This window comes from Pseudoalteromonas sp. SCSIO_11900 (genome assembly GCF_000576475.1).
GTDB classification, from domain to species: domain Bacteria; phylum Pseudomonadota; class Gammaproteobacteria; order Enterobacterales; family Alteromonadaceae; genus Pseudoalteromonas; species Pseudoalteromonas tetraodonis.
The window spans coordinates 1,506,761-1,519,723 of the sequence record NZ_KK070023.1 but is presented as its reverse complement, the minus strand read 5'-3'; the positions used below and the strand labels follow the sequence as shown (position 1 = coordinate 1,519,723).

Annotated in this window: 13 protein-coding genes; 8 read left to right on the top strand and 5 right to left on the bottom strand. The window is 41.5% G+C overall.

Going from position 1 to position 12,963, the window contains the following annotated elements:
• Positions 1-71 precede the first annotated feature (71 nt).
• Positions 72-1,370 (bottom strand): aminopeptidase PepB, encoded by a 1,299-nt coding sequence (pepB, locus tag BG00_RS06995; RefSeq protein ID WP_036981468.1) that lies wholly within the window; start codon positions 1,368-1,370, stop codon positions 72-74.
• A gap of 144 nt (positions 1,371-1,514) precedes the next feature.
• On the opposite strand from pepB, the gene sfsA reads away from it, so the two are divergent.
• The 8 genes from sfsA to BG00_RS06955 all read left to right on the top strand — a co-directional run bounded on the left by sfsA (position 1,515) and on the right by BG00_RS06955 (position 7,906).
• On the top strand, positions 1,515-2,234 hold the full coding sequence (sfsA, locus tag BG00_RS06990; protein ID WP_036981466.1) for a DNA/RNA nuclease SfsA: 720 nt from the start codon (positions 1,515-1,517) through the stop codon (positions 2,232-2,234).
• 282 nt (positions 2,235-2,516) lie between these two features.
• Positions 2,517-2,960, top strand: coding sequence for an RNA polymerase-binding protein DksA (dksA, locus tag BG00_RS06985; RefSeq protein ID WP_013465738.1), 444 nt, complete (start codon positions 2,517-2,519; stop codon positions 2,958-2,960).
• A 13-nt stretch (positions 2,961-2,973) separates the two neighbouring features.
• Positions 2,974-3,870 carry a tRNA glutamyl-Q(34) synthetase GluQRS gene (gluQRS, locus tag BG00_RS06980; RefSeq protein ID WP_036981464.1) on the top strand — a complete coding sequence of 299 codons (897 nt, stop codon included), beginning with the start codon at positions 2,974-2,976 and terminating at the stop codon, positions 3,868-3,870.
• A gap of 305 nt (positions 3,871-4,175) precedes the next feature.
• The gene (pcnB, locus tag BG00_RS06975; RefSeq protein ID WP_036981462.1) at positions 4,176-5,474 is read left to right on the top strand and encodes a polynucleotide adenylyltransferase PcnB; all 1,299 of its coding nucleotides are present in this window, start codon (positions 4,176-4,178) and stop codon (positions 5,472-5,474) included.
• A 3-nt stretch (positions 5,475-5,477) separates the two neighbouring features.
• The gene (gene folK / locus BG00_RS06970) at positions 5,478-5,963 is read left to right on the top strand and encodes a 2-amino-4-hydroxy-6-hydroxymethyldihydropteridine diphosphokinase (RefSeq protein ID WP_036981460.1); all 486 of its coding nucleotides are present in this window, start codon (positions 5,478-5,480) and stop codon (positions 5,961-5,963) included.
• Between the two features lie 30 nt (positions 5,964-5,993).
• The gene (gene panB / locus BG00_RS06965) at positions 5,994-6,788 is read left to right on the top strand and encodes a 3-methyl-2-oxobutanoate hydroxymethyltransferase (RefSeq protein WP_036981459.1); all 795 of its coding nucleotides are present in this window, start codon (positions 5,994-5,996) and stop codon (positions 6,786-6,788) included.
• Positions 6,788-7,636 (top strand): pantoate--beta-alanine ligase, encoded by an 849-nt coding sequence (panC, locus tag BG00_RS06960; protein ID WP_016900475.1) that lies wholly within the window; start codon positions 6,788-6,790, stop codon positions 7,634-7,636. Before panB ends, panC begins: the two co-directional genes overlap by 1 nt.
• 30 nt (positions 7,637-7,666) lie before the next feature.
• Entirely contained in the window at positions 7,667-7,906 is a 240-nt protein-coding gene (locus tag BG00_RS06955; protein ID WP_036981457.1) for a hypothetical protein, read from the top strand.
• Positions 7,907-7,965: 59 nt separating this feature from the next.
• On the opposite strand, the gene BG00_RS06950 is transcribed toward BG00_RS06955, so the two are convergent.
• From BG00_RS06950 to phoB, 4 genes are all read right to left on the bottom strand, one after another.
• On the bottom strand, positions 7,966-9,297 hold the full coding sequence (locus BG00_RS06950) for an IS4 family transposase (protein WP_036979639.1): 1,332 nt from the start codon (positions 9,295-9,297) through the stop codon (positions 7,966-7,968).
• A gap of 111 nt (positions 9,298-9,408) precedes the next feature.
• A complete protein-coding gene (locus tag BG00_RS06945) occupies positions 9,409-10,377 on the bottom strand; it encodes a PstS family phosphate ABC transporter substrate-binding protein (RefSeq protein WP_013465745.1) in 969 nt (322 codons plus the stop codon).
• 79 nt (positions 10,378-10,456) lie between these two features.
• Positions 10,457-11,803 carry a phosphate regulon sensor histidine kinase PhoR gene (phoR, locus tag BG00_RS06940; protein WP_036981454.1) on the bottom strand — a complete coding sequence of 449 codons (1,347 nt, stop codon included), beginning with the start codon at positions 11,801-11,803 and terminating at the stop codon, positions 10,457-10,459.
• A 93-nt stretch (positions 11,804-11,896) separates the two neighbouring features.
• Entirely contained in the window at positions 11,897-12,586 is a 690-nt protein-coding gene (gene phoB / locus BG00_RS06935) for a phosphate regulon transcriptional regulator PhoB (protein WP_013465747.1), read from the bottom strand.
• Positions 12,587-12,963: the final 377 nt, after the last annotated feature.

Sequence of the window (12,963 nt, the reverse complement as noted above, 5' to 3'; positions counted from 1 at the left end):
GCTTGTTTGACGGATAAAAAAATAGGCACCCTAAGGTACCTATTTTTTAACTAATGCGTAATCTCAGTAGATTATGCCTTTTCAAGTAGGGTGCGTGCTACGGTGCGCATACCTTGTGTAGTTGCACCTGAAGCCCATTGACTTGTGCTACCACCCATATTAAATGCAGCAGCTAAATCGATGTGTACCCAGCCTTTGCCATCGTTTGGCACAAAGCGAGATAAGAAACCAGCGGCGTTAGATGCACCACCGAAACCACCGCCTTTTTGGGCGCGGCTATTTGCTGTATCCGCATACGGCGATGGGCAGTTTTGTTGATGCCACTTTTCAAGTGGTAATGGCCATGCGGCTTCCATTTCTTGTGACGCAAAGTCTTCCACTTCACGCACTAGCTCTTTATCAAGGGCAAACAATGCGTTGTACTCTTGACCAACAGCAACAAGGGCGGCACCTGTAAGGGTTGCCGCATCAATAATAAGTGGAGCGCCTGTCTCACCTGCCGCCATTAGGCCATCAGCTAATACTAAACGCCCTTCAGCATCGGTATTTACAATTTCAACGGTTGTGCCATTTTTGTAAGTAAGAATGTCACCTAGTTTGTATGCATGACCGGAAATTAAGTTCTCAGCACAACATAAAAACAGTTTAATACGCTTTTCTACGCCACGTCTAATTGCCAGTGCCAAACCTGCGGTTACCGTTGCTGCACCACCCATGTCGCACTTCATACCCAACATACCTTCGCTTGGTTTAATTGAGTAACCACCTGAGTCAAACGTAATACCTTTACCAACAAGTGCTGCGCTTACCGGTGCGTTCTCATCGCCAGTTGGGTTGTAATCAAGCTCAAGTAATACTGGCGGACGCTCACTACCACGACCAACGGCATGAATACCAATCCACTGCTGTTCTAATAGTGCATCGCCTTTTATTATTTGATAGCTAACATGCTCTGGTGCCAGTGATTGAATAAATTCAGCGGCTTTTTCAGCCAAGCTTTCTGGGTAAATGTCATCGGCGGTGCCATTGATCATTTCGCGCGCCCACGTTGCCGATGCTTTTAAATCAGCGAGTTCTTTAAGATCAGATTGTGCGTTATCAACAAACTCAACACCGTTTAGTACTTTTGGTGATACAAAGCCTTGGTAAAAAGCCCATTGGCTCTCTGTACACCAAACATCGCCTTCAAGCACAACACTTTTAATGCCTTGGCTGGCAATAGTACGACCCGCTTTTTGCACATTTTTTAATGTTTCTTGCTCAGATAAATGAACCGTTGCGCCGTGTTCGTTAAAAGATAGTGACGCACTTTCGCCCCAATGCCCTGGTGCCGATTGCTCGCTTAATTGAACAACAAATTTTTCACTCATGTTAGAATATCCTTGCACTTAAATGTGTGGTTGAGTTTACTATAGCGCGCTTAAGTTCCCAACTGCTTGCGGTAAATAACCTCAAATAGTCCGTAAAGTCTTATTTTACTTAACCTGAATTCTGGTTATAAAAGGAAGTCATTAATGAAGTACACCCCGCCATTACAATCTGCTACGTTATTAAAACGTTACAAACGCTTTTTAGCTGATTTAGAGCTCAGTGATGGCACTACTTTTACCGCTCACTGTGCTAATACGGGTAAGATGACGGGCTGTGCCGATGCCGGTTTTACTGCCTTTTATTCCACCAGCAGTAATACTAAGCGAAAGTACCCGCAGTCATTAGAGCTGACGCAAAATAACTTATCACAACTTATTTGTGTAAATACAGCCGTTGCCAATAAAGTGGTCGAAGAAGCACTTAATAATGGGGTTATTGATGAGCTTACAGGCTATCAACACATACAAAGTGAAGTGAAGTATGGCAGTGAAAACAGCCGCATCGACTTTTTACTTACCCACAGCAGCAAAGCCAATTGTTATGTTGAAGTTAAATCAGTCACGCTGCTGAGCGAAGATCGTCCACAAAGCGGTCAAGGCTACTTCCCTGACGCCCAAACTGTTCGTGGGCAAAAGCATATTCGTGAATTAATCGACATGGTCAAACAAGGGCATCGAGCGGTATTACTATTTGCAGTGCTGCACCAAGGCATCACACAAGTCAGTGCTGCGGTGCATATTGATCCAACCTATGCACAATTGCTTAGCGAGGCCATTGAGCAAGGCGTAGAAGTATTAGCTTATAAAGCCCATATTTCTGCCAGTGAAGTTACTTTAATTGAGAAAGTAGCATTTGTTGAGTAAAAAGAGCGCATTTAAGCGTTGGTATTTCGCCACGCCCAAAAAATACTTATCCGAAAAGTAAAAGATAAGTTGTTTTTATTATTTTTGCCCACATAACAACGCCAGTTTATAAACCGATACTGTAATAAAAAATATAAACACTGCTTTTGCTACTTTAATATGAGTAAACAGGGTTGAAGCTAATTCGATTATTTAAAAATAAATTTGCCTAGGGTATGAGTTTCTGCTATTTATACCGCCGGCTAATGCTGAGGCATTAAATTAAGGATTTAGGAGAGAGTTATGCCAGACCAAAAAAGACATGGTTTATTGGCTCAAGCCGGTTTAGAACCATACCAAGAAAAACCGGGTGAAGAGTACATGAATGAAGCACAACGTGCTCATTTTAAAACAATTTTAGAAACTTGGCGTAATGATTTACGAAACGAAGTTGATCGTACTAAGTCACACATGCAAGACGAAGCAGCTAACTTTCCTGATCCCGTTGACCGCGCAGCACAAGAAGAAGAGTTCTCATTAGAGCTTCGTACTCGTGACCGCGAACGCAAATTAATTAAGAAAATTGAAAAAACAATCAACTTAATTAAAGAAGACGAGTTTGGTTTTTGTGAGTCTTGTGGTATTGAAATTGGTATTCGTCGTTTAGAAGCACGTCCTACTGCTGATTTATGCGTAGACTGTAAAACACTTGCCGAAATTAAAGAAAAACAAGCTGGACGCGGCTAATTAAGTTATAGCCATGTCTTCTACAGCCGTTACCGCGCAAGTATCTGACTATCGCGGCCGATTTGCACCGTCTCCTTCGGGGCCGTTACATTTTGGCTCACTTGTGGCGGCTGTAGGTAGCTACCTAGATGCAAAAGTTAACCAAGGGAAATGGTTAGTACGCATTGAAGATATAGACACCACTCGCGTTGTAAAAGGCGCCGCCACCGATATCCTAAATACCTTAGAAGCCTACAACCTCAATTGGGATGAAAACGTTGTGTATCAAACACAGCGTCTTACTATTTATCAAGATGCAGTAAACTCACTGTCAAAACAACACCTTATTTATGCCTGCCAATGCTCTCGTAAGCAAATAAAAGCCCTCGGCGGTATTTATCAAGGGCAATGTAAACACAGCCAACTCAGTGAACAGGGTCATGCCCTTCGCTTAACTCAATGCCATGCAACCGTGACTTATAACGACCTTATTCAGGGGCGTATTGACGTTGACCCTGCTCTGGCCCATGAAGATTACATTATAAAACGTAGCGACGGTTTATTTGCCTATCAACTGGTGGTGGTTATTGATGACATTGAGCAAGGGATCAATCGAATTGTACGAGGCGCTGATCTACTTGAACCTACCGCCCGTCAAATCAGTCTGTTTAAGCAACTTAATAACCCTATTCCAGAATTTGCTCATTTACCTTTAGCGGTAGCAAAACCAGGGTTTAAACTGTCTAAGCAAAATTATGCCCCTGCAATTTGCAAACAAAATCCAAAACCCACTTTAATAGCTGTATTTAAATTTTTAGGCTTGCCAATACATGAGCAACTAATGGATTTAACCTGCGAACAATTACTCGCTTGGGCCGTGGCGCATTTTAACTTAAGCCTTGTTCCTGCTAAGCGTGAAATACAGATTTAACCTCCCTTTACGTATTACGTGGAATTAATTCAAATAAAATCGTTAAAAATGGCTTAATTTCAGTGCTGCAACTTAATTTTTTTACCTTGCTGGTATATGATAGCCGCCTAAATATATGCTAATTACATTAAACAGTAAAAATAACGCTTTAAGCGAATACTTGCTGTGATTTTGATTGCAATGGCGAGTAAATCAACCGCTTCTCTAGGAGACAGACTATTATTTCCAAGCTTTTTCAATTTTGTCGACAAATTATTGGCCCAAGTGCCAATAACGAAAATGTCGCAATCAGCAGTGAGCCGTTAGTGATCCCTAGAGGTGAGCATGGTATTTCTCGCAAACAATTTAGCCCAAATGCAATCAAAGTACTCTATCGCCTAAAAGATGGTGGCTATGATGCCTACTTAGTTGGTGGTTGCATTCGCGATGTATTGTTAGGCCAACAACCTAAAGATTTTGATGTTGTAACCAATGCAACCCCTGAGCAAGTTAAAAAACTGTTTCGTAACTGCCGTTTAATTGGCCGCCGCTTTCGTTTAGCGCACATTGTTTTTGGTCGTGAGATTATTGAAGTGGCCACCATGCGCGGCCATCACGAAGCACAAGAAGATAAAAATCAAATTAGCCAATCAAGCGAACATGGGCAACTACTTCGCGACAACGTATTTGGCAGCATTGAAGAAGATGCCGAGCGCCGTGATTTTTCAATCAATGCCTTATATTACTCAATCAATGATTTTTGTATTTATGATTACGCCAATGGTTTAGCGGCCATAAAGGCAAAACAAATAGAGTTAATTGGCGATCCTGAAACACGCTATCGTGAAGACCCCGTGCGTATGCTTCGCGCAGTGCGCTTTGCCACCAAGTTAGATATGCAAATAGCGCCAGCAAGCGAAAAGCCGATTACCGAATTAGCGAGCTTGCTTGATAATATTCCGCCAGCGCGTTTATTTGAAGAAATACTCAAGCTATTTTTAAACGGCAAAGCACAGCAAAACTTTATAATGCTGCGTCAGTACGGTTTATTTAAATCGTTGTTCCCAGAACTTGACCGGATTTTAGATAAAAACCCAGACGGGCTTGAAGAAACCTTCATCAAGCAAATGTTTGCAAACACTGACATCCGTATTAATTCAGATAAAAAAGTCACTCCTGCATTCGTATTTGCAGCATTACTGTGGTTCCCGCTGATTGAACGTACTGAAAAAATTAGACGCCAAGAGCAACTCTCAGAATACGATGCATTTGCTCAAGCAATTAATAAAGTACTGAGTGAGAATGCCCAACATATTGCCGTACCAAAACGCTTTACGTTAGGTGCTCGTGATATTTGGCATATTCAACAACGCTTAGATAAACGTGCAGGCCAACGTGCCTATCGTTTAACACAGCAACCGCGCTTTAAAGCCGCTTATGATTTTTTACTATTGCGTGTTGATGCTGGTGAAACTGAGCATACAGAGCTGGCACAGTGGTGGACACAGTACTTAGGTCAAGATATTAATGGCCAAAAAGAAATGGTGCGAGAGCTTGGTCATCAAGGTGGCCCAAAGCCACGCAAGCGACCTCGTCGTCGTACTACTAAAAAGCCAGCTGAGTAAATAATGCAACGTGTCTATTTGGGTTTAGGAGCAAACCTTAACAGCCCTAAAAAACAACTTGATAACGCTGTTATTGCACTTAAAAGCTTGCCAAACAGCGAACTTATAGCCTGCTCGCATTATTATGCGAGCAAGCCTATGGGACCACAAGATCAACCTGATTATGTGAATGCAGTCGCCTGTATCAACACTTCACTTGAGCCAGAGCAACTACTCGATTTAACCCAAGCCATAGAGCTAGAACATGGTCGAGTCAGAAAAGCTGAGCGCTGGGGCGCACGCACACTGGATATTGATATTTTATTATTTGGTAAACAGGTTATAAATACTAAACGTTTAACGGTGCCTCATTACGGGTTAAACGAGAGAGAATTTGTTGTTTACCCGCTGCAAGAAATTGCACCCGAACTTATTTTACCATGCGGCGTATCTATCAAACAGATAGCAAATAACCTACCGCTTAACGACTTACAACAATTACCACGGTAATTAATTAAGGCCACTGTCTGCGAGAATATTATGTCTAAAATAACCGTTTCAACTTTGAATAAAATGAAGGCTGAAAGTAATAAAATCACTGCGTTAACAGCTTATGATGCCAGTTTTGCTAAGTTATTTCATGAGAATGGCGTTGAAGTTGTTTTAGTCGGTGATTCTTTGGGAATGGTATTACAAGGTGGCGATGACACACTCGCTGTAACAAACCAAGAAATTGCGTATCATACTCGCTGTGTTCGTGCTGGAAGCCGTGACCTATTTGTTATTGCCGACTTACCGTTTATGACCTATGCAAATCCAAATGATGCCTGTAAAAATGCCGCAGAGTTGATGCGCGCAGGTGCTAACATGATCAAGCTTGAAGGCGGTGAATGGCTACATGACAGCATTAAATCACTCACTCAACAAGGTATTCCGGTGTGTGGGCATTTAGGGCTTACGCCACAATCTGTGCACGTATTTGGTGGTTTTAAAATTCAAGGCCGTGAAGAAGTACAAGCACAAAAAATTATTGCCGATGCAAAAGCATTAGAGGCAGCGGGTGCTCAACTACTCGTGCTTGAGTGTATTCCAAGTGCCTTAGCAAAACGTATTACTGACTCATTAAGCATTCCAACTATAGGGATTGGTGCGGGCAATGTAACCGATGGTCAAATTTTGGTTATGCACGATTTAGTCGGCATTTCTGCAGGCTACATTCCTAAATTTTCAAAAAACTTTTTACTCGAAACAGGCAACATGCCTGCCGCTGTTAAAAAGTATTGTAACGATGTTAAAAGCGGCGTTTTTCCAAGCGCTGAACACGAGTTTAAATAATGCAGTCAATCACTGAAATTAAATCATTACGCAGTCAAATAAGAGCTTGGCGCCAAGCGGGTTTAAGTGTTGCACTAGTACCTACTATGGGTAACCTGCACCGCGGCCACTTTTCGTTGGTAGAAAAAGCAAAAACACTGGCCGACAAAGTCGTTGTTAGTATTTTTGTTAACCCGATGCAATTTGGTGCTAACGAAGATTTAGACAATTATCCGCGTACCTTAGATGCCGATAAACAAGGTTTAGCCGATCTTGAAACGGATATTTTGTTTATCCCCAGTGTAGAGGCTATTTACCCAAATGGCTTAGGGGTGCAAAGTTTTGTTGATGTACCAGGTATTTCGATGGGCTATTGCGGCGGCTCACGTCCTGGTCATTTTAAAGGTGTAGCAACAGTTGTCACTAAACTATTTAACTTAGTCCAACCTGATTACGCCTGCTTTGGTGAAAAAGACTTTCAACAGCTGCAAGTTGTTAAAACAATGGCCCGTGATTTGTCGATACCAGTAGAAATTATTGGTGTGCCAACGATGCGTGAAGTTAGCGGCCTTGCCATGAGCTCACGCAATGGGTATTTATCAAGTGATGAAAAGCAAACCGCTACGATTTTATTCAATACTTTAAATCACTGTGCGCAGCAACTAAAAAGCGGAAATAAAGCGTTTGCTACTCTTGAAGCTGATGCTAAAGCGACTTTAGAAAGCGCAGGGCTAAAACCAGATTATTTTTCGATAGCTCAACGAGATACATTAAAAGCTGCTACACTCGAAGATACACGATTTGTTATTTTAGCTGCCGCCTTTTTAGGAAGTGTTAGATTAATCGACAATATACAGGTTGAAGTTTAATACTGGTGTAGCCTCACTTTAAGGATAAGTATGAAAACTTTTATTAAAACTAGCCTCGTGGCTTTTTCGTTTGCAGTTCTTGCTGGCTGCCAGAGCCAGGCGGGTAATCCAGCACTTAATCAATGTGCTCAGCAAAGTTATCAATGCGAAACCAGCTGTGAACAACAAACAACCACCGACAGCCTTAAGTCACAGGTTTGCTCATCTAAGTGCATCGAAGCGTATAATCAATGCAAAGTACAAGCTGAAAACTTAAGTAAAGCTGACTAATATCAATCGGCATAAATTGTAAACCAAAAAAAACCGCTCATTTGAGTAACACCACTCGTTTAAGAGCGAGTGGTGTTTTTTCGTTTATATCTAACCGGATATTTTTGTGTCTTTGCCAGCACCGCTCGCGGATAAGCTTTTCGCTTTCTTTTCTCCGGTAATATTAGCCGTTTACCGTTTTCACGTAGTTCTTTTAGCTTTTTAGGGATTGTCCCTGGGCTTCGACCTGAACACCATAAAAACTCGTCTTGTATGAGGTATAATGCGTTAATAAAACTGATGCGTAATGGCTCAACTTTATGGGCTTTAGCCATCTCTGCCATTTCAAGTCTCACGATATTATATGATGTCAGAATACCCCAGAGCTCTTGATAAATACCTTCCTGTTTCAGGCTCCGTAATGCTGGTTTATTTGATAGTTGATATTGCTTGAGCTCACCATAGCCTCGCTCTATTTCCCATCGTTGCCAATACACATCGAGTAGCGCTTTCAGCGGGTACTTTTCTGGACAGACGCATGAGGTGATGAACCCTTTTATTTCCCCTTTAGGTGTCGGAATTTGAATAAGCCTTGCTTGCCATGTATCACCTAGGTAAGGGGCTGATTTCTTAGCTTGTGGTGAAATAGGCATTGTTATTAAGTGGTCGTAATCGCTAAATGACTCCGTTATTTCATAGCGCATTTTGCTTTTGATGGGCGTAAGCCAATGATGATTTTCGCTAACGCCTTGCCAGCTCGTAAATAGTTCAGCCGAAAAGAAACCTCTATCAAATAGCGTCAATGAATATTCAGGTGCTGAGCCAACAAGCTGTTGAGCATAATGAATTTCACTTTGAGTAATGGGGCCAAACGCTGCATCGGATATTAAATGCGTTCTTGTCGACATCAAGGTCACAGCAAGTACTGAGGGGAAGTTTGTTGTCGATTTAGCATAGCCAAAGTGACGGTTACTCGGTGTATCTTGAGTTTTAAATTGTGTACCGTCAATGCTGAGCAGCTTTAAACCACACACGTCATCAAAAGTTTGCGACTGCTCCCACTGCGTTGCTGTATGTTTAAAAAGGTGTTTCATAGGCGCTGCGCCTAGCTTTTCTTTCCCTTTTATAATACTGCTCGTCGCCAATGGTGGAAGCTCTCCTTTAGCGTCAGGAAAAGCGAGCTCTAGTTTGTCACAGACTTCAGATATTGAGCGGTTTCTTAATAAACCAATCCCTAATACAAGCCAAGCAGCTTGCTCGGCGGGGAAACGTCGTTTACGCACAGAGGCTCTCCCTGTTTGAGTAACGGCTGCTTCAATCCACTCAAGGGGAATATGCTTAGTAAACGAATCAATATCACGATCTTGGCTAAACTCAGTAGTAAGGTGTAATTCTTTAATAAATTCAGACATAAAAATAGGCCACAACTTTTGTTGTAGCCTATTATGAAGCCTCTGAAAGATCGTTCAATTAACTTAAACGATCCGCATTACTCATTTGAGCGGTTTTTAATTATTAGCGGTTTATTTTAAGCCTAACTTTTTCAACTCAACTTCAACTAGCTTTGCAGAAAGTGGCACATAACCATCTTTTTCTACAATTTTTTGACCTTCTTGCGAAAGTACCATCTTTAAAAACTCAGCTTCAACTGGGCCAAGTGGCTTATTTGGGTGTTTATTTACATAAACATATAAGAAACGTGAAAGTGGGTATTTACCTTGAGCTACGTTTTCAAGCGTGGCATCTACAAAGTTAGTACCTTTTTTAGATAACGGAACAGTGCGCACACCCGATGTTTTATAACCAATGCCAGAATAACCAATGGCATTTAGTGATGCTGAAATTGACTGTACAACAGAAGCTGAACCCGGTTGCTCGTTCACGTTATTACGAAAATCGCCTTTACATAAGGCTTTCTTTTTAAAGTAACCGTAAGTCCCTGATACTGAGTTACGTCCATATAATTGCACGTCTTTTGCAGCCCAATCACCTTCTAGACCAACATCACTCCAGCGGTTTACTTGCTCTGGTGCGCCACATTTACGTGTTGATGAGAAAATAGCATCGATTTGGTCAATACGTAGCCCTTCAATTGGGTTATCTTTATGAACAAATACCGCTAATGCATCAATTGCTACACGTACTTGTGTTGGCTTATAACCATAGCGCTTTTCAAATGCTTCAATTTCTTTCGACTTCATAGCACGGCTCATTGGACCTAAATTTGCCGTACCTTCTGTTAGTGCTGGTGGCGCAGTAGACGAACCTGCCGCTTGAATTTGAATATTTACATTTGGGTAAATACGCTTATATTCTTCAGCCCAAAAGGTCATCATGTTGGCTAACGTATCAGACCCTACCGATGAAAAGTTACCTGATACACCGCTAATTTTTTGATACTCAGGCATACCGTCTTCTAATGCTACTGCTTGCGCAGATACAAATGTTGTAACAGCCACACCCATTGCGGCAACTAAGTTTTTAAATTTCATTTTGGGGTTCTCCAGTTTGTTCGTCCCATTTCCTAACTGCGGTTCACTCTAAAGTGAGTACATGACAATGGTGTGACTCTTAAATGACACTTTTATGACTAGCAGTATTACTCGTCACTAATGGCGGAATAGAGATCAGCCTATCGCTTGAAAACGCAAAAGAAAAACAGGAGCCTTTACCCAGTTCACTGCTAATTTTTAATTGGCTACCATGGCGAGTAAGTACATGTTTAGTAATTGCTAAGCCTAATCCTGAGCCACCTGTGGTGCGGCTTCTGGCTTTATCGACCCGATAAAAACGCTCAGTTAAGCGATTTATATGCTCTGGTGCAATACCATCACCATTATCGATAACACTAAAACATGCCTGTGCATTGTTGCGCTGCCAACACACCTCAATTTTACCACCTGGCTTAGTATAATGAATGGCATTAAATACTAAGTTTGAAAACGCACTTCTGAGCTCATCCTCAGCACCGGTAATATCAAGTGACGCATCAATATTAAAAATAAGTTGATGGCCTTTATTTTGATTTATAGACTGTGCTTCAATTTCAATCAGTTTTAGCAATTGCGGTACATTTACTGCCTTATCATTACTGTGGCGTTTTGCGCCTTCAATACGTGATAACGAAAGTAACTGATTCACTAAACTATCCATGCGTTTACATTGTTCTAGCATGGTAGTTTGTGCCTTATTCCACATTGCAGGCGGAGGGAGCGAATCACTGTCGAGCATTTCAAGGTAGCCGGTAACAACCGTTAAAGGGGTTCTGAGCTCATGAGAGACATTAGCAACAAAGTCTTTACGCATCTGCTCAAGCTGCTTTAAACGGGTGACATCACGTACTACCACCAATAACTGAGTGTTAGCATAAGGCATCACCCTAAACTCAAGTACTTGTTCTACACTGTGGCCACTTTCAAGCTCCAGTGCATCACTAAACTCTTTACGGCGCATATATTTAGCAAATTTAGGATCGCGAATGAGGTTATCTAAACGCTGACCATGATCAACCGGCCATTGTAACCCTAACACTTTGAGTGCAAGTTGATTACACCACACAATTGATAAATCGTTTTGCAATACAACAACGGCATCAGGCACCGCCTCAGCACCGTCACGAAAACGGCGTATCAGCTCTGCCAGTTCGTTACGCTTTTTACGATTACGATGTTGCAGCTGATAGATGCCTTCAAATACTTGTTCCCACGACCCTTCACCTTCTGGTGGGTTAAAACTGCGCTGTTTATGCAGCCAATCACTTAACCGATAAAGTTGATGGTAATGCCACATAAGTAGCGAAAAAGCGCCCAAAAACAACATCAAAAATGGGGCATCAATAAGCACCCCAATTAAAAGTAAAGGTATAAAATAGACAAACAGCCGCTTTGTTAGCGCCTGCTTGTTAATAACTCGATACATACACGCTCTTTACCTTATAAACGCTAGCAGACAAGTTGACTGAACTAGGTTAATAGATTGCTACTTAACTAAGTAAGCTTAATTGTAAGCACACTATAGTTTACTCGAAAAGCGATAACCAGCTCCGCGTACCGTTTGTACTAAGCGGTCATGTCCAAGCGTAGCAATCGCTTTACGCAAGCGACGAATATGAACATCTACGGTTCTGTCTTCAACATACACATTCGTGCCCCATACATGATCAAGCAGTTGCTCACGGCTGTAAACACGCTCTGGATGGGTCATAAAAAAGTGTAACAGTCTAAATTCGGTTGGCCCCATATCAAGCTCACTGCCCCCTGAGGTAACACGATGCGAAATAGGGTCCAAGCGCAGGCCATGCACTTCAATTGCTTCTTCTAAAGAGGTAGGTGCTACTCGGCGAATAACTGCTTTAATACGCGCCATTAACTCTTTAGGTGAAAACGGCTTAGTAACGTAATCATCAGCGCCCACTTCTAAACCGCGTATTTTGTCTTCTTCTTCGCCGCGAGCAGTCAGCATAATGATAGGGATTTGGCGTGTGTGTTCATTTTGTTTGAATTTTTTAGCAATTTGAATTCCACTACCACCAGGTAGCATCCAATCGAGTAACACCATATCTGGATAAGGTTCAACCATTGCGGCTATTGCAGAATCATAATCTTCTGCCTCAATGGCTTGAAAGCCATTTTGTTCTAAAACAAAAACCAACATTTCCCTGATAGGTGCTTCGTCATCAACGACTAATACTTTACGTGACATTCCAATTTATCTCTTAGGCTATTGAGTAGGTTTCATTATTATGACTAAGTATGACATTTTTATTAAAGTGTAACGTCTAAATTAAAATGAAACTAAAAAAAACACAAAATAGTAACAAAAAATTGAATATGTCATATTTTTATCATCTTGAGCAGTAAATAAAAAAGTGGTTTGCAGTAAAGTGAGTCGTTATTAAAGGCCTATTTATGATATTAACTTGGGATCATCAAATTACTAACTAGCAGCTATTTTTAGGCTTAATAATAAAAGTCGGCACCTATTTAGATCAGGTTTATTATGATCTTAAATACAAGGATCAGAGTTCTATTAAGCAGATCCCTTTTCGGATCACTATTTTACCCACTAACAAAGCTAAA